The sequence below is a fragment of the Ruegeria sp. AB9 genome (assembly GCF_056542585.1).
Map to the genome: position 1 here is coordinate 91549 of NZ_JBQGAA010000004.1, position 23305 is coordinate 114853.

Annotated in this window: 22 protein-coding genes; 16 read left to right on the top strand and 6 right to left on the bottom strand. The window is 57.2% G+C overall.

Annotation, left to right across the window (positions count from 1 at the left end; genetic code table 11):
- Positions 1-48: 48 nt before the first annotated feature.
- From ACR0K5_RS12010 to murJ, 3 genes are read left to right on the top strand one after another with little or no spacing between them, the layout of a single operon-like run.
- On the top strand, positions 49-1209 hold the full coding sequence (locus ACR0K5_RS12010; RefSeq protein ID WP_480629887.1) for a penicillin-binding protein activator: 1161 nt from the start codon (positions 49-51) through the stop codon (positions 1207-1209).
- Positions 1169-3988 carry a [protein-PII] uridylyltransferase gene (locus ACR0K5_RS12015; RefSeq protein WP_480629888.1) on the top strand — a complete coding sequence of 940 codons (2820 nt, stop codon included), beginning with the start codon at positions 1169-1171 and terminating at the stop codon, positions 3986-3988. Before ACR0K5_RS12010 ends, ACR0K5_RS12015 begins: the two co-directional genes overlap by 41 nt.
- A complete protein-coding gene (murJ, locus tag ACR0K5_RS12020; protein WP_480629889.1) occupies positions 3985-5526 on the top strand; it encodes a murein biosynthesis integral membrane protein MurJ in 1542 nt (513 codons plus the stop codon). The genes ACR0K5_RS12015 and murJ overlap by 4 nt, the downstream gene beginning before the upstream one ends.
- Here murJ and ACR0K5_RS12025 read toward each other — a convergent pair whose 3' ends face one another.
- A complete protein-coding gene (locus ACR0K5_RS12025) occupies positions 5527-6213 on the bottom strand; it encodes a rhomboid family intramembrane serine protease (protein ID WP_480629890.1) in 687 nt (228 codons plus the stop codon). It lies immediately after the preceding gene.
- Between the two features lie 86 nt (positions 6214-6299).
- Here ACR0K5_RS12025 and trpS point away from each other — a divergent pair, with 86 nt between their 5' ends.
- The 13 genes from trpS to ACR0K5_RS12090 all read left to right on the top strand — a co-directional run bounded on the left by trpS (position 6300) and on the right by ACR0K5_RS12090 (position 17806).
- A complete protein-coding gene (gene trpS, locus ACR0K5_RS12030) occupies positions 6300-7328 on the top strand; it encodes a tryptophan--tRNA ligase (RefSeq protein ID WP_480629891.1) in 1029 nt (342 codons plus the stop codon).
- Between the two features lie 59 nt (positions 7329-7387).
- Complete coding sequence (locus ACR0K5_RS12035) at positions 7388-8251, top strand: branched-chain amino acid aminotransferase (RefSeq protein WP_480629892.1); 864 nt, start codon at positions 7388-7390, stop codon at positions 8249-8251.
- Positions 8252-8328: 77 nt separating this feature from the next.
- A complete protein-coding gene (locus tag ACR0K5_RS12040; RefSeq protein WP_480629893.1) occupies positions 8329-8784 on the top strand; it encodes a universal stress protein in 456 nt (151 codons plus the stop codon).
- Between the two features lie 9 nt (positions 8785-8793).
- A complete protein-coding gene (locus tag ACR0K5_RS12045; RefSeq protein ID WP_480629894.1) occupies positions 8794-9387 on the top strand; it encodes a DsbA family protein in 594 nt (197 codons plus the stop codon).
- Between the two features lie 69 nt (positions 9388-9456).
- On the top strand, positions 9457-10020 hold the full coding sequence (locus tag ACR0K5_RS12050) for a NifU family protein (RefSeq protein ID WP_480629895.1): 564 nt from the start codon (positions 9457-9459) through the stop codon (positions 10018-10020).
- Positions 10010-10600 carry a tRNA (adenosine(37)-N6)-threonylcarbamoyltransferase complex dimerization subunit type 1 TsaB gene (gene tsaB, locus ACR0K5_RS12055; protein WP_480629896.1) on the top strand — a complete coding sequence of 197 codons (591 nt, stop codon included), beginning with the start codon at positions 10010-10012 and terminating at the stop codon, positions 10598-10600. Before ACR0K5_RS12050 ends, tsaB begins: the two co-directional genes overlap by 11 nt.
- An 11-nt stretch (positions 10601-10611) precedes the next feature.
- A complete protein-coding gene (locus tag ACR0K5_RS12060; protein WP_480629897.1) occupies positions 10612-11010 on the top strand; it encodes a GNAT family N-acetyltransferase in 399 nt (132 codons plus the stop codon).
- 159 nt (positions 11011-11169) lie between these two features.
- On the top strand, positions 11170-12168 hold the full coding sequence (locus tag ACR0K5_RS12065; protein WP_480629898.1) for a BMP family lipoprotein: 999 nt from the start codon (positions 11170-11172) through the stop codon (positions 12166-12168).
- Positions 12169-12264: 96 nt separating this feature from the next.
- The gene (locus ACR0K5_RS12070; protein ID WP_480629899.1) at positions 12265-13794 is read left to right on the top strand and encodes an ABC transporter ATP-binding protein; all 1530 of its coding nucleotides are present in this window, start codon (positions 12265-12267) and stop codon (positions 13792-13794) included.
- A gap of 1 nt (position 13795) precedes the next feature.
- The gene (locus ACR0K5_RS12075; protein WP_480629900.1) at positions 13796-14890 is read left to right on the top strand and encodes an ABC transporter permease; all 1095 of its coding nucleotides are present in this window, start codon (positions 13796-13798) and stop codon (positions 14888-14890) included.
- Positions 14890-15858: an ABC transporter permease gene (locus ACR0K5_RS12080; RefSeq protein WP_480629901.1), complete on the top strand. Its 969-nt coding sequence runs from the start codon at positions 14890-14892 to the stop codon at positions 15856-15858. The genes ACR0K5_RS12075 and ACR0K5_RS12080 overlap by 1 nt, the downstream gene beginning before the upstream one ends.
- A 257-nt stretch (positions 15859-16115) precedes the next feature.
- The gene (locus ACR0K5_RS12085; RefSeq protein ID WP_480629902.1) at positions 16116-17036 is read left to right on the top strand and encodes a sulfite exporter TauE/SafE family protein; all 921 of its coding nucleotides are present in this window, start codon (positions 16116-16118) and stop codon (positions 17034-17036) included.
- Positions 17037-17038: 2 nt separating this feature from the next.
- Complete coding sequence (locus ACR0K5_RS12090) at positions 17039-17806, top strand: TIGR02186 family protein (protein WP_480629903.1); 768 nt, start codon at positions 17039-17041, stop codon at positions 17804-17806.
- Positions 17807-17809: 3 nt separating this feature from the next.
- Here ACR0K5_RS12090 and ACR0K5_RS12095 read toward each other — a convergent pair whose 3' ends face one another.
- From ACR0K5_RS12095 to ccrA, 5 genes are all read right to left on the bottom strand, one after another.
- On the bottom strand, positions 17810-18538 hold the full coding sequence (locus ACR0K5_RS12095) for an SDR family oxidoreductase (protein WP_480629904.1): 729 nt from the start codon (positions 18536-18538) through the stop codon (positions 17810-17812).
- On the bottom strand, positions 18535-20067 hold the full coding sequence (locus tag ACR0K5_RS12100; RefSeq protein WP_480629905.1) for an ATP-dependent DNA helicase: 1533 nt from the start codon (positions 20065-20067) through the stop codon (positions 18535-18537). Before ACR0K5_RS12100 ends, ACR0K5_RS12095 begins: the two co-directional genes overlap by 4 nt.
- Positions 20068-20127: 60 nt before the next feature.
- Positions 20128-20766: an acyl-homoserine-lactone synthase gene (locus ACR0K5_RS12105; RefSeq protein ID WP_480629906.1), complete on the bottom strand. Its 639-nt coding sequence runs from the start codon at positions 20764-20766 to the stop codon at positions 20128-20130.
- A gap of 83 nt (positions 20767-20849) precedes the next feature.
- The gene (locus ACR0K5_RS12110; RefSeq protein WP_480629907.1) at positions 20850-21569 is read right to left on the bottom strand and encodes a helix-turn-helix transcriptional regulator; all 720 of its coding nucleotides are present in this window, start codon (positions 21567-21569) and stop codon (positions 20850-20852) included.
- Positions 21570-21937: 368 nt separating this feature from the next.
- The gene (gene ccrA / locus ACR0K5_RS12115) at positions 21938-23221 is read right to left on the bottom strand and encodes a crotonyl-CoA carboxylase/reductase (RefSeq protein ID WP_480629908.1); all 1284 of its coding nucleotides are present in this window, start codon (positions 23219-23221) and stop codon (positions 21938-21940) included.
- Positions 23222-23305 lie beyond the last annotated feature (84 nt).

The window sequence follows — 23305 nt, forward strand, 5'->3', positions numbered from 1 at the left end:
ACAGAACAGAAGCATTCACAGCCGCCGGACCAGGGAGTTTTCATTTAGATGTTTACCGTTTGCAAGCCCGTAAGCAAGCTGGCGAAAGCCGCCGCTGCCCTGACAACCGCGGCGTTTCTGGCCGCCTGTGAGCCGGGTGGCCTTGGGGGCGGACCCTCGATCGACACGTCGAATCCTGTCCCAGTCGCATTGCTGGTTCCTCGCTCGGGCGACGCCGCGCTGGCGCAGAGCCTTGAGAATGCAGCCCGTCTGGCGATGTCCGACCTGCCCAACGTTAAAATCGACCTGCGTGTGTACGATACGGCGGGGAATCCGAGCACGGCAACAGCCGTAGCACAGCAGGCTGTCGCGGAAGGGGCTAAAATCATTGTCGGCCCCGTATACGCGCAGGCGGCAAATGCTGCTGGGTTGGCGGTACTGAACAAGAACGTCAATGTTCTTTCTTTCTCGAACAACACCAGCATTGCGGGCGGCAACGTCTTTGTGCTGGGACCGACCTTTGACAACACAGCCAACCGGCTGGTCAATTATGCGGGCCGGCAAGGCAAGACAAACACAGTTATCGTGCACAGCAATGACTCTGCGGGGCAACTGGGTCAATCTGCCATCGCCAATGCGCTGGCAAACAGCCGAGTCAACAATGCGGGAACGGTTGGATACGAGCGGTCGCAACAGGGTGTCATAAACTCGGTTCCTACCATCAAAGCCACCGTTGATTCGACCGGGGCGGATTCAATTTTCATGACGGCAACAACGGCGGGTGCTTTGCCGCTGTTCTCGCAATTGCTGCCTGAAGCTGGCGTTTCTCCGACGACGACACAGTTCATAGGTCTGACGCGTTGGGATATCCCACCGCAAACGCTGGAATTGCCGGGTGTGCAGGGGGGATGGTTCGCCCTACCCGACCCGTCCAAGGCACAAGCCTATCGTCAACGGTATAACGCGACTTATGGTGAAGCGCCTCACCCGATCAGTGGTCTGGCCTATGACGGCATAGCGGCTATCGGCGCTTTGGTCAGTCAAGGCAAGTCTGATGCCCTGACAGGTGCTGCCCTGACTCAGAGTGCCGGTTTCCAGGGCGTTGGAGGCATCTTCCGCCTGCGTCCGGACGGCACCAACGAACGCGGCCTGGCCGTAGCGACGATTCAGAATAAACAGGTGGTTGTGATTGACCCTGCCCCACAAAGCTTCTCTGGTGCCGGTTTCTGAGCGATCGGGCATGCCTATGGCGCCTGAAGGCGCTCTGATTTGCCCTGCCGAAAGCATCTTTGACAGCGTCAGCGTCAATGATGCGCTGGCTGAGGCCTTCGAGACGTGCTCTGACAATGGTAAAATGCGCTCTGAAACGGTGCGCATTCTACGCGACGCTCAAAAAACCGGCCGTAAAGCCATTGCCGATGCCTTCAGCGAGCGTCCCTTCGATGCGCGCGCGCTGACTCGTTCTTATACCTACCTGACGGATCAACTGGTCGGGACTGCAATGCTGGTCTCCAGCTCGCGCCTGCATCCGCTTGCAACGCCAACACAGGGTGAAAAGATCGCTGTTTTGGCCGTTGGCGGGTACGGGCGCGGAGAAATGGCACCGTCTTCTGACGTCGATCTGCTGTTTCTCACCCCGTACAAAATTACTGCCTGGGCCGAGAGCGTCATCGAATCGATGCTCTATATCCTGTGGGATCTGCGGTTGAAGGTCGGGCATGCATCACGCACGATCAAAGACTGCCTGCGGCTGGGTGCCGAGGATTTCACAATTCGCACGGCAATGCTGGAGCAGCGCTATCTTGCGGGCGACAAGGCGCTGGCCGGCGAACTTGAGCAACGGTTGAAAACGGACCTGTTCAAAGGAACCGAGCGCGAGTTCATCGAAGCCAAATTGAACGAACGTGACGAGCGGCACCTGAAACAAGGTGAACGCTATAAGGTTGAACCCAACGTCAAAGAGGGCAAGGGCGGTCTTCGCGACCTCCAATCGCTCTATTGGATCGCAAAATACGTCTACGGTGTTCAGGATGTCGCCGAGCTTGTGCCTTTGGGCCTGTTTACACCTGATGAGTTCAAAACATTCGTTCAGGCCGAAGAGTTCCTCTGGGCTGTTCGTTCGCATCTGCATCTGGTGACAGGCCGCGCCACCGAACAGCTGACTTTTGACATGCAGGTCGAGGTTGCGGCGCGCATGGGCTATGAGGATCGCGCTGGTCGCCGCGCGGTCGAGGTGTTCATGCAACGCTATTTCCGCGAAGCCACACGCGTGGGCGAACTGACGCGGATATTTCTGACAAAGCTTGAGGCGCTGCACATGAAGGGCGCGCCATTGCTGGAGCGCATTTTCCGCAGGCGCCGACGGGTGAAAGCAGGTTACAAAGTGGTTCACGGTCGTCTTGACGTTGGAGACCCGGACAAATTCCTGTCTGACAAAGTGAACCTTCTGCGCCTGTTCGAGGAAGGTTTGCGTACCGGAATGTTGATCCATCCGGATGCCATGCGTCTGGTGACCGCAAATCTGCATTTGATCGACGATGAAATGCGTAATGACAAAGAGGCGCGGCGTATCTTTCTGGATTTAATGCTGAAACATGGCAATCCGGAGCGGGCATTGCGGCGGATGAACGAACTGGGGGTACTGTCCGCGTTCCTGCCCGAGTTCGAGCACATCGTAGCGATGATGCAGTTCAATATGTACCACAGCTATACGGTGGACGAACATACCATCCAGTGCATCGTAAATCTGGCCCAGATCGAACGCGGAGAGTTGATTGAATCCTTGCCTCTCGCCTCTTCAATTCTGGACGGCGGGGTAAATCGCAAAGTTCTGTATGTCGCCCTGCTGCTGCATGATATCGCGAAAGGGCGACCCGAAGATCACTCGATCCTTGGGGCACAGATCGCGCGTAAAGTGGCGCCACGATTGGGCCTGAACAAAGCGGATTCAGAAACAGTCGAATGGCTGGTGCGCTACCACCTGCTCATGTCCGATATGGCACAAAAGCGGGACATTTCAGATCCCCGTACAGTGCGCGATTTTGCCAAAGCGGTTCAAACCGTCAAACGGCTGGATTTATTGACCGTTCTGACCGTCTGCGACATTCGCGGCGTGGGGCCGAACACCTGGAACAACTGGAAAGCCACGCTGTTGCGCGCTCTTCACGCGGAAACCAAGCGCGCGCTGGAAACCGGGATGGAGGACCTCAACCGCGCCAATCGCGGGGCCGAGGCAAAGAAGGCCCTGCGCGCCGAATTGGCGGCCTGGTCCAAGGCCGACCTCAAATCCGAGACGGGGCGCCACTATGACCCGTATTGGCAGGGTCTGAATCTGGCAACACATGTCGAGTTTGCGGACATGTTGCGTGCGCTGGAACAAAGCGGCGACCCCGGCGCGATGGAGATTCGCCTTGAACCGGATGAGGATCGTGACGCAACGCGAGCCTGTTTTGCTATGGGCGATCATCCCGGTATTTTTGCCCGTATTGCCGGCGCGCTGGCCTTGGTTGGCGCAAATGTGGTGGACGCTCGCAGCTATACTACAAAAGACGGTTACGTGACCGATGCGTTCTGGATTCAGGACGCCGAAGGGCACCCTTTTGAAGCCTCGCGCCTGCCACGTCTGACGCAGATGATCCACAAGACGCTGCGCGGAGAAGTGGTAGCCAAAGAAGCGCTGAAGTCACGCGACAAAATCAAGAAACGTGAACGTGCCTTCAACGTGCCGACGCATATCACTTTCGACAACGAAGGCTCTGAGATCTACACGATCATCGAAGTGGACACCCGTGACCGTCCCGGTCTGCTGTTCGATTTGACCCGGACCCTTGCCGCAGCGAATGTTTACATCGCCAATGCCGTGATCGCGACCTATGGCGAACAGGTGGTCGATACGTTTTATGTCAAGGACATGTTCGGCCTGAAGTACCATTCGGAAAGCAAACAGCGCGGGCTTGAGGCGAAACTGCGCAAAGCGATCACCGAAGGCGCCGAGCGTGCGGCCTCATGAAGCAAATCCGGTTGTTTTCGGGCCTGTTCACGGTCGGCTTCTGGACGCTCGCCAGTCGAATTCTGGGGTTCCTACGGGAAATTCTGTTGACCGCCTTCGTCGGTCCCGGGCCGGTGATGGACGCCTTTGTTGCGGCCTTTCGCCTGCCGAACATGTTCCGCCGCTTCTTCGCGGAAGGCGCTTTTAACGCGGCCTTTGTGCCGATGTTCTCAAAACGGCTGGAAGCGGACGAGAACCCGCAGGGGTTCGCGCAGGACGCGTTCAGCCTGCTGGCAGTGGCGGTTCTGGCGCTCGTCGGGCTGGCCATGGTGTTCATGCCCGGCCTTGTGTGGCTGACGGCCGAAGGGTTCTATGGCGATGAGCGGTTCGATCTGGCCGTGGATTATGGGTATGTCGTGTTCCCATATATCCTGTTCATGTCTCTGGCAGCGCTGTTTTCCGGTGTCCTGAACGCGACCGGCCGGTTCGCGGCAGCGGCGGCAGCACCAGTTCTGCTGAACATCTTTGCCTGCACCGCGCTGATCGCCGGGGCCATGTCCGGCGGTGAAGTGATACGATGGCTGATCTCGGTCATTCCGGCTGCCGGTGTCGCACAATTGGCCTTGGTTTGGGCGGCGACGGAGCGTGCTGGCATCCGCATCCGCCCCAGCCTGCCACGCCTGTCGCCCGAGATGCGCCGGATGGTCCGCATCGCGGTCCCGGCCGCTTTGGCTATGGGGGTTACACAGGTCAATCTGGTGGTTGGCCAATTGGTGGCCTCAAAAACGGAAAAAGCCGTGAGTTGGTTGTTTGCTGCAGATCGCCTGTACCAACTTCCGCTGGGCGTGGTCGGAATCGCCATAGGCATTGTTCTGCTGCCCGACCTGTCGCGCCGCCTGCGCGCGGACGACAAAGAAGGGGCTCGTAACGCCTTTTCCCGCGCCGGGGAATTCATGTTGCTGCTGACACTGCCGTCGACCGTGGCGTTCCTGATCATCCCGAACCCGCTGGTCTCAGTCCTGTTCGAGCGTGGTCAGTTCAGCGCCGAGGATACCGCCGCCACGGCGCTGGCGGTCGCGATCTATGGCATCGGCTTGCCTGCTTTCATGCTGCAAAAGCTACTGCAACCGCTGTATTTCGCCCGTGAGAATACACGTTCTCCGTTCCACTATGCCGTTGTGGCAATGGTCGTGAACGCGGTTTTGGCGTTTGGCCTTTTCCCGCTGGTCGGTTGGATTGCTCCAGCCATTGCTGCGTCAACGGCGGGCTGGGCGATGGTCGCTCTGCTGGCTCTTGGCGCGCGCAACATGGGGGAAGAAGCGCGGTTCGATGACCGTTTCAGGACACGCGCAGGCCGGATCGTGCTTGCTTCGGTCGGGATGGGGGTGGTGCTGTTTGCAGTGATCCACTTCTTCGGTTGGACACTGCAGATTCCAGGTTGGCGCTATCTGGCGCTTTTGATCCTCATCATGGTCGCCGCCGCCTCCTATTTCTGTCTGGGTCATGTCTTGGGCGCATTCAAACTGTCAGAGTTCAAACGCGCGTTGCGTCGTTCCTGATCAATCGCGACGTATACGCCCGACGATCCGGGCCCAGGCTCCCGGTGCCACCAGAAAGGACACGCCAAAGCCAGTGGTAAACCCACCCAAATCTGCTACCCATTCCCAGTTGCCGCCGAAGATCAGGCCAAACAGGAACTGAATACCCATCAGCACAGCGATCAGTTGAAACGCCCGCGCTTGATTTGCACCAACCAACGACAGTTTGCGCCACAGTAACCACGTAAAAGCGCCGATCAGCCCATAGACAGGTGGAAACCCACCGATAAGGGGATAGCGAGGGTCCAGCAAAACGGCATAGGCCAATGCGCCCCCGATCCCCGAGACGACGAAGATCAGCAGCATGGGAAAGCCGCCAAACACTTCACCGACCATCTTGCCCATGGCCAGAACGAAAACACAGACAAATATCGCCTGCGTGAAATTGGCCGAGACAAACGGATAGGTGACGAACCGGATCACATGCTCGAACGGCCAACGCCCGTTCAGCACCATCCAGTCGAAAATATCCGCAGAGAAGGCATAGTTTTGTATCGCATCCAGACGCCAGCCGACCGCTTCAGGCCCTCCGATCAGGCCGCGCAACCCCAGCGTGAAGGCCAGTTCAATACCAATGATGAACAGAACCAGCGCCACAACAACGGGTGGCAAAGGGTTCACGGCGGGTGTGTAATGCTCACTGCTCATTGGGCTGGCCTTTCGCGGCTGTTGACGTCCCTTTGCCTCATGGGTAAGCGACGGGGGCTGATTTTTCCAGACGGGAGTTCCCTTTGATGACCGAGACCCAGTTCACGCCGCGCGTGTTTTCCGGCATCCAGCCTTCGGGCGGGCTGACCCTGGGCAATTATCTGGGCGCGATGAAGCGCTTTGTGGATATGCAGGGTGCAGAGTTCGAAACCATCTATTGCATGGTCGATCTGCACGCGATCACTGTCTGGCAAGACCCCGCTGCACTGACACACAACACCCGTGAGCTATGCGCTGGCTTCATCGCGGCAGGCATCGATCCTGAACAGTCGATCTTGATCAATCAAAGTCAGGTGCCGGAACACGCGCAATTGGCCTGGATTTTTAACTGCGTCGCGCGGATGGGCTGGATGCAGCGGATGACTCAGTGGAAAGACAAGGCAGGAAAGAACCAGCAAAACGCATCGCTGGGCCTCTTTGCCTATCCAGCCCTGATGGCAGCTGATATTCTGATCTATCACGCAACCCATGTACCGGTCGGTGAAGACCAGAAACAGCATCTGGAGCTGACCCGCGATATCGCCATCAAGTTCAACAACGATTTTGGTGTCGATTTCTTTCCCGTTACCGAGCCGGTGATCGAAGGTGCGGCCACCCGCGTCATGAGCCTGCGGGACGGATCCAAGAAGATGTCGAAATCAGATCCTTCGGATATGAGCCGGATCAACCTGACCGACGATGCTGACGCGATTGCCAAGAAAATCCGCAAGGCTAAGACTGACCCTGATGCGCTGCCGTCGGATGTTGACGGTCTGGAGGATCGCCCCGAGGCGCGCAACCTCGTCAATATCTATGCGGCCTTGAATGATCAAAGTGTCGAACAGGTATTGGCAGAAGTCGGCGGCAAGCAGTTCGGTGACTTCAAACCGCTGCTGGCAGATCTGGCGGTGGCGAAACTGGCCCCGATCTCGTCCGAGATGTCACGTCTGATGTCTGATCAGGCCGAGATTGATCGTATTCTGGCCCGTGGGGCCGAACGCGCTCGCGAGATCGCAGCTCCGATCCTGCAAAAGACCTACGAAATCGTGGGCATGGTTGGATCAGCATCACGCTGATTGCACTGGACCTTCGCCTGACGCCCTCCTAGGGTTTGCCTGAATTAGAGGAGGGCGTCATGGCAACCGGCAAGAACATCCGGACCTATTTTCAAGACCAGTGGCATGAGGGGGACGCGCCCATCATGCGTGCGGCAGATCACGGTGCCTGGCTGGGGTCTTCGGTCTTTGATGGCGCGCGGTATTTCGACGGGGTAGCCCCTGATTTGCACGCGCACTGCGCACGGGTGAACCGGTCGGCCGAGGCGTTGATGCTGACGCCGACCATGGGAACCGAACAGATGGTTGAACTGGTGCACGAAGGGTTGCAGGCCTACAGCCCTGACACAGCCGTTTACATCCGCCCGATGTACTGGGGGATCGATGGTGACAGCACGGCAATTGTCCCGCAGGAAAACAGCACGGGTTTTGCAATCTGTCTGGAAGAAATCCCGATGGCTCCCGAAACGGCCTCGGTAACGCTTTCAACCACGCGCTTCCGCCGTCCTGTTCTGGAAAGCGCCGTGGTAAACGCCAAGGCCGGGTGTCTTTACCCTAACAACGCCCGCATGCTGCAAGAAGCGCGATCCAAGGGTTTTGCTAACGCTTTGGTCGCCGACGCGATGGGCCACGTGGCCGAAACGGCGACGGCCAATATTTTCATGGTCAAGGATGGCGAGGTTTTTACCCCAATCCCTAACGGCACGTTTTTGGCCGGCATCACACGGGCCCGACATATAAAAAACCTGCGAGAAGACGGTGTCACGATCCACGAAACGGTGTTGAGTTTTGACGATTTTCACCAGGCCGATGAGGTATTTATGTCAGGCAACATGAGCAAGGTGACACCGGTAACTGCCTTGGAGGACACGCAATTTCAGGTTGGCCCTATTGCCCGCCGAGCCCGTGAGCTTTATTGGGATTGGGCTGCAAGCGAACGCTAGCACAGCGCTTATGACGTGTCCGAGTTGCCAGCACGCGATCGCTCGGGCATGATCCCTTAAAATTGAAGAGGATACCCATGCGTAAGTTCCTAGTTGTTCTGGATGACAGCCGCGAATGCCTGAACGCAATGCGGTTTGCCGCGATGCGGGCTGCTCATACCGGTGGTGGCGTGACTGTCCTTTCTGTCATTCCGCCTGACGAATTCAACCACTGGATCGGTGTGGCCGAAACCATGCGTGAAGAAGCCCGCGAGCGCATTCACGCGCATTTCGAAGTGTTTGCCAAATGGATGCGCGACAAACAAAACGTGGAACCCGAACTGGCCATTCGCGAAGGTGATCCGGTGCCGCAGATCATCGAACATGTCCAGTCCGATCCCGAAATCGGCGTTCTTGTCCTAGGCGCGGGCACCGACAAGAAAGGTCCCGGCCCGTTGGTAACACAGCTGACAAAGAACTCAGGCAGCCTGCCAATCCCGATCACGATCGTTCCAGGTGATCTGAGCAAGGAAAAGCTGGAAGAGATTACCTGAGGATTGCCGATGGCGAAAACGATTCAGTTCTGGTTCGAATTCGCCTCGACCTATTCCTACCTCAGTGCAATGCGGATCGACGCAGCCGCGCGGGAAAAGGGTGTTTCCGTCGAATGGCAACCTTTTCTGCTGGGGCCGATTTTCGCGGATCAGGGGTGGCACAACTCACCGTTCAACATCTATCCAGCCAAGGGGCGGTACATGTGGCGCGACATGGAACGCCTGTGTCAAGCGCGCGGGCTGCCATTTGTACGGCCTGATCCGTTCCCTCAAAACTCGCTCAAAGCCGCGCGTCTGGCCTTAGCCCTTGACAACAACAAGGATCGTGCGGCGTTTGTTCGAGCCGTGTATTGCGCTGAATTCGGCGCCGGGCAAGATATCTCTGACGATAGCGTTCTAATCGCATGTCTCGAGACGGCAGGATTACCAACCAGTGTGATGAAGCGCGCACGGGACACGGATATCAAAGAGGCCTTGTTCGAACAAACAGCCCACGCCAAGTCACTCGATCTGTTTGGCGCACCGAGTTTTCTGGCCGGGGAGGAGCTTTTCTGGGGCGACGACCGTCTGGACGACGCAATAGACTACGCCTTGACAATTTAGAATCGTTCCAAATCTTGACTTCCCGTGCGCCTGCGCGCATATCAGACGCATATCAGACGGAGCGCCCTTATGTTCATCCAGACCGAATCCACCCCTAACCCGGCCACGTTGAAATTCCTGCCCGGCCAGACGGTGCTTGAGGCTGGAACAGCGGATTTCCCCACCGCGGGTGCGGGTGAAAAATCCCCTCTGGCCAAACGAATCTTTGCTGTTAACGGTGTGACTGGTGTGTTCTTTGGCAATGATTTTGTCACCGTAACCAAATCGGATGACGTCCAGTGGGACCACATCAAACCGGCCATTCTGGGCGCGGTGATGGAGCACTATCAATCCGGCCAGCCGGTCATGGGCGCAGATGCTGTTGCAGCCTCGGGCCATGCCGAGCACTCTGGTGAGGACGCGGAAATCGTCAACCAGATCAAAGATTTACTGGACAGCCGCGTGCGTCCTGCTGTCGCGCAGGATGGTGGCGACATCACATTCCACGGATTTGATCGCGGCGTGGTCTATCTGCACATGCAGGGTGCCTGCGCAGGTTGCCCGTCTTCGACGTTGACCCTGAAGATGGGTATCGAGAACCTTCTGCGCCACTATATTCCGGAAGTGACCGAGGTTCGCCCTGTTGCCGTCTGACCCGACGATTCTGGCATTTGATACATCGGCCGCGCATTGCGCGGCCGCTTTGTTGCGTGACGACAAGATTGTGACTTCCCGCGCCGAAGCCATGTCTCGCGGTCAGGCTGAACGCTTGATGCCGCTGCTGGAAGAAGTGCTGGCTGAAGCTGGATGTGTTTGGGCTGATCTGGACGCAATCGGCGTTGGAATCGGTCCAGGCAATTTTACCGGCATACGCATTTCAGTCTCTGCAGCGCGGGGATTAGCATTGGGTCTTGATGTCCCTGCGGTTGGGGTCTCAGGGTTTGATACCTTGAGTGAACTGGCGGAAGACGGTCAGGTACCGGCCATCCCTGCCCCGCGTGATCAGGTATACATACAAATGTCGGGAAATGATCCTTGTCTAATGCCTAAGGCTGAAGCCGAACTCGGCGAGCCGTTGTTTTTCTGCTCTGACCCTGCCTTGCAAACACAAGCCATTGCCCGGCTGGCCGCGCGGCACTGGCGCACTGTCAGCGCGCCTCCGGCACCTTTGTATGTCAGGCCCGCAGACGCGGCCCCGTCCCGCGATCAACCCCCGGTATTGTTGGACGAATGACACCGCACGAGATGGCATCTACCCATGCCGCTGCGTTTTCGCAGTCGCGCCCATGGACAGCAGATGAATTTGCCGCTCTTCTGGAAAACCGATTCACTCATGCCGTCGGAAATATCCAGTGCTTTGCGCTGTTTCAGGTGATTGCAGGTGAAGCTGAGCTGTTGACAATTGCGACTCACCCGTCGGTTCAACGACGGGGGTTTGCGCTTCGACTCATGCATAAATGGCATGATCAGGCGATCGTTTTGCAGGCAACGCGTGCCTTTCTGGACGTTGCGGCCGATAACACCGCAGCCATCGCTTTGTACAGTCGATGCGGCTATCGGCAGTGCGGCCTGCGCAAAGGCTATTATTCGCGCGAAACGGGCTTAAAAGTTGACGCACTGGCAATGGAATGTTGCCTGCCCTAACGGCAATCCAGCATTTTTTAGACCATTTGGTCAGAAATCAGTTGACCATGATGGTTGCAAACCCCCTTAATACCCGCCATCACAACAGTTATGCTCGCTAAAAGTGGGTAAACGGGGCTAATCTGACCCTGTGCCAACAAAATAAATTGGGAGACTGAAATGACCCTGATGAAATCCTTGATGGGTGCTGCCGCCGCGGTCGCATTGTCAGCTGGAGCGGCTTTGGCCGATCCGGCGGTGATCTTTGACCTGGGCGGCAAGTTCGACAAGTCATTCAACGAGGCTGCCTATAACGGCGCACAGCGTTGGGCGAATGAAACCGGTGGCAAGTATCTGGAAATCGAAATTCAGGCAGAACCGCAGCGCGAACAGGCTCTGCGCCGTTTTGCGGAATCCGGTGCAAACCCGATCATCACCATGGGGTTCGGTATCGCTGACGCTTTGACCGCTGTCGCCAGTGATTACCCGGACACCAAATTCGTCGCTGTTGACGTGACTTGGCTGGACGCTCCAAACATCCGCCAGATTGGCTTCGCCGAGCATGAAGGGTCTTACCTAGTCGGCATGATGGCCGCCATGGCGTCAGAGTCTGGCACCGTTGGCTTTATCGGAGGCATGGACATTCCTTTGATTCGCCATTTTGGCTGCGGCTATGCCCAAGGCGCGAAGGCTGTGAATCCGGACATTAACGTTGTTGCAAACATGACTGGCACAACTCCTGCTGCCTGGAACGATCCCGTAAAGGGTTCGGAGCTTACGAAAGCACAGATCAGCCAGGGTGCTGACGTGATTTATGCCGCGGCCGGCGGAACCGGCGTTGGCGTTCTGCAGACTGCAGCTGACGAAGGCATCCTGTCGATCGGCGTGGACAGCAACCAGAATCACCTGCATCCAGGCAAAGTGCTGACTTCGATGCTGAAACGTGTGGACGTTGCCGTTTATGAAGCGATGAAAGCAGGCGACGGTGTAGAAACCGGCGTGTTCACCATGGGTCTGGCCGAAGATGGTGTCGGCGTTGCCATGGATGAAAACAACAAAGAACTTGTTTCGGTTCGCATGAGCGACGCTGTGGACGAAGCCCGCAAGGGTATCATCAACGGCGACATCAATGTTGTAAGCTACTACGAGAACGACAGCTGCCCGGCACTGCAGTTCTGATAATGCGCGGGGCGGGAGGAATCCTTTCGCCTCGCCACCCAATTTGCCATCCGAGCCATCAGCCGGATGGGTTTTTTCGGCAGTTGAGGGCAAGACATGACCGTCCCAGCCATTGAGCTCAAAGGGATTTCCAAAGCCTTTGGGCCGGTTCAGGCCAACAAAGACATCTCTATCAGCGTGGCCCCCGGTACGATCCATGGGATCATCGGTGAAAACGGTGCGGGCAAATCCACTCTGATGAGCATCCTCTTCGGCTTCTACAAAGCCGACAAAGGTGAGATTTGGATCAACGGCACCAAGACCGACATCCCCGACAGCCAGGCGGCCATAGCCTCGGGCATCGGGATGGTATTCCAGCATTTCAAACTGGTGGAAAACTTCACCGTTCTGGAAAACATCGTTCTGGGCGCCGAGGATGGCGGGCTGCTGGCCCCGTCTCTGGCCAAAGCCCGCAAAGAACTGAAAGAGCTTGAGGAAGAATACGAGCTGTTCGTCGATCCCGACAAGCGCATCGACGAGATCGGCGTGGGAGTGCAACAGCGGGTCGAGATCCTGAAGGCGCTGTACCGCAAGGCCGAGATTCTGATTCTGGACGAACCAACCGGCGTTCTGACCCCGGCTGAGGCCGATCAGCTGTTCCGCATTCTCGACCGTCTGAGGGCCGAGGGGAAAACGATCATCGTGATCACACACAAGCTGCGCGAGATCATGGAAAACACCGACACTGTCTCGGTCATGCGGCGCGGGCAAATGACGGCGACTGTCAAGACTTCTGAGACCAGTCCGGAGGAACTTGCCGAACTGATGGTCGGCCGCAAGGTTCTGCTGCAGGTCGACAAGGTACCTGCGAAACCCGGCAAACCCATCCTCGAGATCGAAAAGCTGAGTGTTTTTGATTCCGCTGGCGTTGAACGGGTCAAAGGCATCGACCTGACCGTACGCGCGGGTGAGATCGTCGGCATTGCTGGCGTGGCTGGTAATGGGCAATCCGAATTGCTGGAAGTTCTTGGCGGAATGCGTCCGGGTCAGGGGATGATCAAACTAAACGGTGAACCACTGGCACTGAGTGGCGTAGGATCAGATGGTCAGGCCCGCCGCGCGCAGCACATCGCCCATGTGCCCGAAGACCGGCAGCGTGAAGGTCTGATCATGGATTTCCACGCTTGGGAGAATGTAGCCTTCGGGTATCACCGCGACCCGGCCTATAAACGCGGTATCTTTATGGACAACGCAGCGTTGCGTGCCGATACCGAAGCCAAGATCGAGAAATTCGACGTCCGCCCACCCAATCCCTGGCTGGCAGCCAAAAGCTTCTCCGGTGGCAACCAGCAGAAAATCGTTGTTGCACGTGAAATCGAACGCAACCCCGACCTGCTGCTGGTCGGGCAACCCACGCGGGGTGTGGACATTGGCGCAATCGAATTCATTCACAAACAGATCGTTGCACTGCGCGATCAGGGCAAAGCAATCCTGCTGGTGTCTGTCGAACTGGAAGAAATCTTCTCGCTCTCGGACCGGATCGCGGTGATGTTTGACGGACATATCATGGGGGAACGCCTGCCCCATGAAACAGACGAAAAAGAACTGGGCCTGCTTATGGCCGGTGTTGCGGGAGAGGCCGCGTAACATGGAAAAAATGCCTAAATGGGCCGATGTCATTCTGATCCCGCTGATCAGTTTGATACTGGCCGCAATCCTTTCGGCGCTGGTTATCCTCGCCATCGGCGAGAACCCGGTCGAGGCCGTCCAACTGATGGTCACCGGTGCGTTGGGATCGACTTATGGCTGGGGCTATACGCTCTACTATGCAACGAACTTCATGTTCACAGGTCTTGCGGTAGCCGTTGCCTTCCACGCCCGTATGTTCAACATCGGGGGCGAAGGTCAGGCGATGCTGGGCGGGCTTGGCGTGGCCATGGTCTGCCTGTATGTCGACTGGCCGCATTGGAGCATTGCTTTGCTTGCAGCCTGTGCAGCGTCGATGCTGTTCGGTGCGCTTTGGGCTGCCATTCCGGCCTATCTGCAGGCAAAGCGCGGCAGCCACATCGTGATCACCACGATCATGTTCAACTTCATCGCCGCTGCTTTCCTGAACTACATGCTGGTCAACGTCATGCGCCCTCAGGGCTCGCAAGACCCGGCCACAGCGCGGTTCTCTGAAAGCGTGCATCTGCCCTCGTTCCAGGAGATGTTCTCGACCGCAGAGAACGTGGTATTCCGAGGCGCCCCGGCAAATATCACCTTCTTCATCGCGCTGCTGGCCTGTGTCGTTGTCTGGGCGCTGATCTGGCGCACGCGCCTGGGTTATGAGATCCGTGCCTACGGCCATTCCGAGACCGGCGCCGTTTATGCCGGTATTTCGCCAGTGCGTATCACCATTATTGCGATGCTGATCTCGGGCGGGCTGGCGGGTCTGATGGCCATCAACAACGTCATGGGTGAAGCTGAGCGACTGGTTCTGAACTCGACCGAGGGCGCGGGTTTCATTGGGATCGCCGTGGCCCTGATGGGGCGGTCACATCCGTTCGGTGTATTGCTGGCCGCGCTTTTGTTCGGGTTCCTGTACCAGGGTGGCGCCGAGCTGGCGTTGTGGGCTTCGATCCCGCGAGAGCTGATTGTGGTCATTCAGGCGCTGGTCATCCTGTTCACCGGTGCGTTGGATAACATGGTGCGAATGCCACTAGAAAAACTGTTCCTTGGTATGCGGAAGAGGGCTGAGTGATGGAATTCTTCGTTACCCTCATTCAGGTTCTGGATTCGACCATCCGCCTGTCTACACCGCTGCTTCTTGCCTGTCTGGCCGGACTTTTTTCGGAACGCGCCGGCATCTTCGACATTGGCCTTGAAGGCAAGATGCTGATGGCGGCATTCTTTTCCGCTGCCATCGCGGCGGTCACGGGGTCTGTTTGGCTGGGTCTGCTGGCCGGTATCGCGTCTTCACTATTGCTGTCGGGTCTGCATGGGCTCGCGTCTATAACGTTCCGGGGCAACCAGTTGATCTCAGGCGTGGCCATTAACTTTCTTGCTTCGGGTCTGACTGTTCTGGTCGCCCAAAGCTGGTTTCAGCAAGGTGGGCGAACACCGTCGCTTTTCGGCGGAGGACGTTTCGAACCCATCAACTTCCCGTTTTCCGAGTCCGTGAACGGCGTGCCGATTATTGGTCCCATCTATTCCGAGCTACTCTCGGGTCATTCAATCCTGGTGTATATCGCGTTTCTGATGGTTCCGGCGACCTGGTGGATTCTGTATCGCACCCGGTTTGGTCTGCGCTTGCGAGCCGTGGGTGAGAATCCCGCGGCAGTGGACACGGCAGGTGTGTCGGTGGTCGGTCTTCGCTTCGCGGCTGTTGCCATCTGTGGCGTGCTGTGCGGTATTGCAGGCGCTTATTTGGCCACAGCCTTGCAGGCGGGGTTTGTCAAAGAAATGACTGCCGGTCGTGGCTTTATCGCACTGGCTGCACTGATTTTTGCCAAGTGGCGCCCGTGGCATGCCATGTGGGCCTGCTTACTGTTTGGTTTGCTGCAGGCTGTCGCACTGCGGTTCCAGAATATCGATCTGGGTGGCGTTGTGATTCCGGTGCAGGTGATGGACGCCCTGCCCTACATCTTGACGGTGGTGATTCTGGCCGGGTTTGTCGGCAAAGCCATTCCACCTCGGGCGGGCGGTGAACCCTACGTTAAAGAGCGCTGATAGGGCCAGTTACGAACTGAGTTTCAGTCCTGTTCGCTGCGGGGCGGCATGCAGAGTTGATTTTGCATGCCGCAACGGCTCTAAGAGGGTATGAGTGTGTACCTTCCTGCAAACTGGCAGACGCCCGCGGACCCGATCAATGCGCTCAGGCAGGTCAGGGTGTATGTGCCGATTAGTCACATTCTGTTTTTGAAATATTTAGGCGAATGCGGCGCTACGGCGTTGTGCCTCTCAACTCAGTGCGACTAGAAGAGCCCATGCAGATATACCTTCCCATCGCCGAAGTCTCAGTAAATGCCTTCCTCTTGTTGGGGTTGGGCGGCATGGTCGGCATCCTGTCCGGAATGTTCGGTGTCGGTGGTGGCTTTCTGATGACGCCGCTATTGTTCTTCATCGGCATTCCACCGGCAGTGGCTGTTGCGACCGAAGCCAATCAGATTGTCGCATCGTCCTTTTCCGGTGTTCTGGCGCATTTCCGACGAAAGACCGTAGACCTTAAAATGGGAACCGTGCTGCTGATAGGTGGTTTGATCGGGGCCGCGTTGGGCGTGGTGGTCTTCAACTACCTCAAAAGTCTGGGTCAGGTCGATCTTCTGGTGACGCTTTGTTACGTGGTCTTCCTTGGCATCATCGGCAGCCTTATGTTTGTCGAAAGCCTCAGGGCATTGCGCAAGGCCAAGAAAGGTGGGGCCGCCCCTGCCAAGCGCCGCCAGCGTGGCTGGGTTCATGCCATGCCGTTCAAGATGCGTTTCCGCACTTCGGGCCTTTATATCTCGGTCATTCCACCGGCTTTGGTCGGACTGTGCGTCGGGGTTTTGTCGGCCATCATGGGCGTTGGCGGCGGCTTCATCATGGTCCCGGCTATGATCTATCTGCTGGGCATGCCGACAAAGGTTGTTGTTGGCACGTCGCTGTTTCAGATCATCTTTGTGACAGCGTTTACCACGATGCTACACGCCACCACCAACTATACGGTTGATGTTGTTCTGGCTGTTTTGTTGCTGGTGGGCGGCGTCATTGGCGCCCAGATCGGAACCGTGATTGGGGCGCGGATGCCCGCTGAGCAACTACGCGTGTTGCTGGCCGCTTTGGTTCTGGCCGTATGTGGCAAGCTGGCACTTGACCTGCTTCTTGAACCTGCCGAGCTATATTCGCTTGGCAGTGGCGGAGGGCACTAAGAATGCTGCGTTCGCTCATCGCCGCACTATGCTTGTTCTGCCTGCCCGCAGTGGCGGCCGAAGAGCAGGTTGTTCTTGGCCTAAGCCAGGACCGGGTTGCTATCACCGCCACATTTGACGGGTCCGAGCTCCTTATTTTTGGAGCAATCAAACGGGAGACTCCAATTCCATCGGGCCCGCCAGTTGAAGTCATTGTCGCGGTTGCCGGTCCGTCCGAACCCGTCACCGTCCGACGCAAGGAACGCAAACTGGGGATTTGGGTGAACACAGACAGCGTTCTGGTCGACCTCGCACCCAGTTTTTACGCCGTCGCCACCAGCGGACCTTTGACCGAAATCCTGTCCGACACCGAGGACCTGCGTTACCGTATTTCGGTTGAGCGTGCGATCCGCTCGGTCGGTGCCGCAATGCACATCCGGGGCGCGCAGGATTTTGCGGATGCTGTGATACGCATCCGTGAAGCTGAACACCTGTATTCCATCCGTGAAAACACCGTGGCTGTGGACGAACAGACCCTGTTCCGTACTTCAATCGATATGCCTGCAGACCTGACGGAAGGCGATTATACCGCCCGGATTTTTCTGACCCGCGGTGGAGAGGTCGTCTCACAATATGAAACGATCATTGATGTCCGAAAGGTCGGGCTGGAGCGCATTCTGTACAATATGTCCCGCCAACAGCCCGTCTGGTACGGCCTGATGTCGCTGGTCATTGCGATTGCGGCGGGCTGGGGAGCCTCGACGGCATTCCGATTGTTGCGGGAAAAATAACGATCAACCCCTGCCGATATAGGGCATGGTCGTGGCCATGACAGTCATGAACTGCACGTTCGCTTCAGGCGGCAGGCTTGCCATATGTAGGACCGAACGCGCGGCGTCTTCGACGGCCATGGTCGGATCAGGCGCCTCGCCAGCTTCTTGCGCCGCATCCACAAGGCCCTGAACCATCTGCGTGCGCGCATTTCCGATATCGATCTGCCCGCATGCAATTCCAAAAGATCGCCCATCCAGCGAAAGGCTACGCGTCAGCCCCGTAATGGCGTGCTTTGTCGCCGAGTAGTGCACCGAATTCGGGCGCGGAACGTGCGCGGCGATAGAGCCGTTATTTATGATTCGTCCGCCTTGCGGGTTTTGGTGGCGCATGATCCTGAAGGCTTCGCGAGCGCACAGGAACATGCCGTTCAGGTTTACGTTGACGCTGTGGTACCAGTCGTCCAAAGCGATCTCGTCAATCGTGCCGCCGGGCGCAAAGACACCAGCGTTATTGAACAACACATCCAGCTGCCCTGTTCGGTCTGTGAAGGACCGGAACGCCCGTTCAACGGCGTCCGGCTCGGTCACATCCGCAGGCAGCACAATGGCCGTCTGATGCTCTTTTGCAAGAGCTTCCAGCTTGTCTTCGCTCCGCGCCAAAAGTCCAACCGTCCACCCTTCGGACAAGAACAGCTGGGCTGTTGCCCGACCAATACCTGAACTGGCACCTGTTACGATGATGGATTTCATGTCTCTTCCGCCTCCAATGTCAGCGAGGCCGCCGGCACTGCCCGCAAATCGTCCACACGCAAGGGGTGAGTGGGTTTCGACAGGCGGTTACGTACCACCCAGATCAACCGCTCTTGCGCGCGCGTGATCGCCACATATGCCAATCGTTTCCACAATGGTTGTCCGGCCTCAGTCCGCCCCATACGAGCAGCGGCGTAAATGTCAGGAGCGAACACCTGCACCGTGTCCCATTGTGATCCTTGCGCTTTGTGGATCGTTACGGCCGCCCCGTGCAGGAAAGTCGCCCCCATGCGGGCGGCATATGGAATGAACGGCTCTTCCTCATCCGGTTTTTCGATCTGAACAATCGAGGCAGCACTGACCTGCGGGTCTTCGGCCCCCATCACATGCAAGCGCGAGAATCCCGGCTTCCGTCCCGGCCCCAGATAAACAACCTGAGCCCCTTTGATCAGCCCACGCGCCTCTAGGTCCAGACGTTTCTTGCGATGTTTGAGGGGCAATTCGATCCCGTCGCAGATCAGCGGCTCTCCTTCCAGCAACTCCGTATCCGGCGCGCCGTGGACTTGGCGGAAGGCCTGAATCAGGCGGATACGTGTGGCGTTGCGCCATACCAGAACCGGGCTGCGTGCCATCAGATCAACTTCAACGCGCTGGCCCCAGACGACGCGGTCATCCCGGCGGGCAGTATCTTCGACCAACCGTTCGAAATCCTCGAAACCCATCGTCGGATCAGCTAGGGCGTGAGCCAGATCGAGGATTGGGTTGTCTGCATCCTGCCGGTGCACCCGCTGCAACGTAAGTTTGCGCGGCTCGGGCAGGGTTTCGAAAACCATGCTGCCGGATTGATTCACCGGCGCCAACTGCGCCGGATCACCAAAAAGCAGAAGGGTCGGGAAAATTTCTTTAAGGTCTTCGAACTGGCGATCATCCAGCATGGAGGCTTCATCGACGAACCCGATATCCAAAGGTTCGTCACGACGCTTCCACCCTGTGATGAAGTCTGATCCGCGTAGGCCAGCGGCCGCCAACGCCCCGGGGATCGATTTGTTGTTTTGGTAAAATGCAGCGGCGCGGTCCAGCGCTTCGTCCGTCAAGCCTTCGATTTCGGGGCGTTCGTCGTTGCCGGCCAGCCATTCGGCGATACGTTCGTATTCCGGGTCATAGACTGGCGTGTACAGGATACGGTGTATTGTGGTTGCGGGCACTCCGCGCAAGCGCAGTACGCTTGCGGCCTTGTTCGTGGGGGCCAGAATAGCCAGGCTGCGCTTGTCTTTCGATTTGCGGCTTTCGTAATCGCCGGACACGATCTGAACACCCGTCTCAGCCAGAGCCTTGTATAGCTCGGCCAACAGTAGGGTTTTGCCCGAACCGGCTTTGCCGATCACGGCCATTACACCGGATTTCCCTGCCCCCGGCAGCTTCAGAAGGGCATCATCTTCCAGATCAACACCTGCCGACCGCAGCATCTCGGCGATGTTGTCATACGCGGCGGCCTGATCGTCTGAGAAGGTCACATTTGGCAAAGACATGGCGCGACCCTACAGGGCCGCGCCAACCATCACCAGATGTGGAATTGTGTTTTCCGACACTTAGGCAGACCGGGCGAAGCGGTGCTGCGTCTTGGGCCCGAACGCGGTTTTGAACCACATCCGTGACAGCTCTCGCGGGATGCCGGCTCTGTCCGCCACACGGTTGCAATCGTCCGCGGAATAGGGCCACAACCCAACCGAGATCTGATCACGCCCACTGCCCTGAGTGCCCAGAACCTCAGGCGATGATCCGATCAGGCGGTAAATCCTGATCATGCGCGCATCGAACACGCCAGCGATATGGGTCAGACCAAAACCTTCCATCATTTCACCGCCGCTCAGCATGATGGCACCGGCCGTGTGCGGGCTGGCAGTACGAGACAGGCAGAACCGGGTCACCTCCCAGATCAACGGGCTGCAAATCGACTTGCCGCCATTAAGGTGCCCGAACACCTCATTGATCATCACGCGGCCCGTTGTGGGAAGAACCCGCATCGACCCGCCATGACTTCCGTCCGGCTCTTCCCAGATGACATAGAGTGGGTTGAGATTATCGTATTCGTCCCGCTCTTCCCCCTTATCATCGACGTGGACATCCCACCCCAATCGGGTTTTGAACTGATCCGCGCGATCTTTGAACATCCCTTCTGCCAGAGCCGGAAATCTGTGTAACTCATCGGCATATAAATAACGCAACATGACTTGTTCCCCTTGTCGTCCTGTGCAGGAACGAAGGGGGTACAGAGTCGTGGTTAATATTACGTGTGGAGGCCACTCGGCCCTTAAACGACTATTAATCCCCGGCTTAGCGCCGTTGCGATTGCGTGGGTCGTGTTATGGGCACCCAGTTTAGATCGGGCGCTTTCTATGTACACGCGCAACGTATGCTCGGAAATCGACAGAGAATGCGCCACTTGGGCACGATTGTAACCCAATGCCAATAGAGTGATCGCGTCTATTTCCCTTGGTGACAGGCTGCGCGTGGAGTCCGGTTGCCTGTCTTTTTCAAATTCCAGAGCTTTACGGTTGATGTAGTGCGCAACGAGAATCAAATCTCGCCCATAGGTCGAGATGAAGCCATACCAGGTTTGATCGTCACAATTATGATTGACCGTAAACAGGGCGAATTGACCGTTCGGACCACGGATTGGGATTGAATACCCCTGATTGCCAACACCGTGGCTTTGCGCATCTATAAGGAAGGCTTTGGCCACCTTTCCGGACCAATCCAGCGACTTCCAGTCAACAGGGTGAAATCGCTGGAAACACCCCAGAATGACGGGGTCGATGCGGTGATAGTTTTTTTCCCTGTAACGCTCATCCCAGGCGTCGGAGTAGGTGGTGTAACCGTATTGGTCTCCGGCACCGTCCACCCAATGATATGTCAGGTGCTCGACCTTCAGAATGTACCGCAAACGCTCTGCAACGATACTGAGTTCTTCAAGCGTGTTGGTGTTTTCCAAATCCTGCAGGATTTGACCCAAATCGACCTTCGTTGCCATCCGCGGGCGCCCGTGCCTCGTTCTTCAAGGACGCAATCTCGGCCGCAGCGATCAGTCTTGTGTCATCAAGCTGTTCTGCGAGCGCGCTCAACCCGTTCGCAACGGCGAAAACATTGAGGTCCGACAATACGTCCAATATCCACTCATTTTGCGCCATCAGGGTCTCTCTGAAACAGTTAACGAAGGGTTAACACAACCATAACATGTATGATCTTTTTCAGCCTATTCACCGGTTTCTACTCCCCAAAAATAGCGATGGGCGAAAATGCAAGCATTTGAAAGATCACCGGGGGTTTGAAGAACGCAAAATACCCGCGAACCGACGAGGCGATTCGCGGGTGCTTTTTGTCTTCAACTCTTGCGGGTTATCAACCTGCGTCCAGGACTTCCTCAAGGGTGCGCAGACCGGTGCGGGGTGCTTGCACGAGGACGGACATGTTGCCGGGTTTGTGCTCGTTCCGAAGCATTTTCATGTGCGCCTCAGGCAGGTCGTTCCACGTGAACACTTCGGACATGCAGGGGTCCAGGCGACGCTCGACCATCAGCTTGTTCGCCGCTGCCGCCTGTTTCAAGTGGGCAAAGTGCGAGCCCTGCAGGCGCTTTTGGTGCATCCACATGTAGCGCACGTCAAACGTGCAGTTGAAACCCGAAGTACCCGCGCAAATCACCACCATGCCGCCTTTTTTCACGACGAAGGTTGAGACCGGGAAGGTGCTTTCACCCGGGTGCTCGAACACCATATCGACATTGTTGCCTTTGCCGGTGATGTCCCAGATCGCCTTTCCGAACTTGCGGGCCTCTTTGAACCACTCGGCATATTCCGGTGTATTAACAGTGGGCAGCTGACCCCAGCAGTTGAAGTCGCGACGGTTCAGAACACCCTTGGCGCCCAAACCCATAACGAAATCACGCTTGCTTTCGTCCGAGATCACCCCGATCGCATTCGCGCCTGCGGTATTGATCAACTGGATCGCGTAGGAACCGAGGCCTCCAGACGCGCCCCAGACGAGGACATTCTGGCCCGGTTTGAGATCGTGCGGCTCGTGGCCAAACAGCATTCGGTATGCCGTCGCCAGAGTCAGAGTGTAGCACGCCGCCTCTTCCCACGTCAGATGCTTGGGGCGCGGCATGAGCTGCTGTGCCTGCACGCGAGTGAACTGGCTGAACGAACCGTCCGGTGTCTCATAGCCCCAAATCCGCTGGCTGGGCGAATACATCGGGTCACCACCGTTGCATTCCTCGTCGTCGCCATCGTCCTGGTTGCAGTGGATGACAACTTCGTCGCCTACCTTCCAGCGCTTCACCTTGTCACCGACGGCCCAAACGATGCCCGACGCATCCGAACCGGCAATATGATAGGGTGCCTTGTGGCCATCAAACGGGCTGATCGGCTGACCCAGAGCAGCCCAGACACCGTTGTAGTTGACGCCGGCAGCCATAACCAGAACCAGCACTTCGTTGCTGTCCAGAGCCGGAACGTCGACAACTTCCTGCTGCATGGCCGTGTTTGGTTCGCCATGGCGTTCCTTACGGATGGCCCAGGCGTACATTTGCTTTGGGACATATCCCATGGGAGGGATTTCACCCATTTCATAGAGATCTTTTTCGGGTGCCTCGTACGACGCGATACCACTGTCGGTGTCCAAAGCCATGCTGGCCTCCTTTTTCAATACCTTTGCCGCGACGCAGAATCGCGCGCTTCTCGAAATGAAATATTGGGCGTCGCGTAATATTGC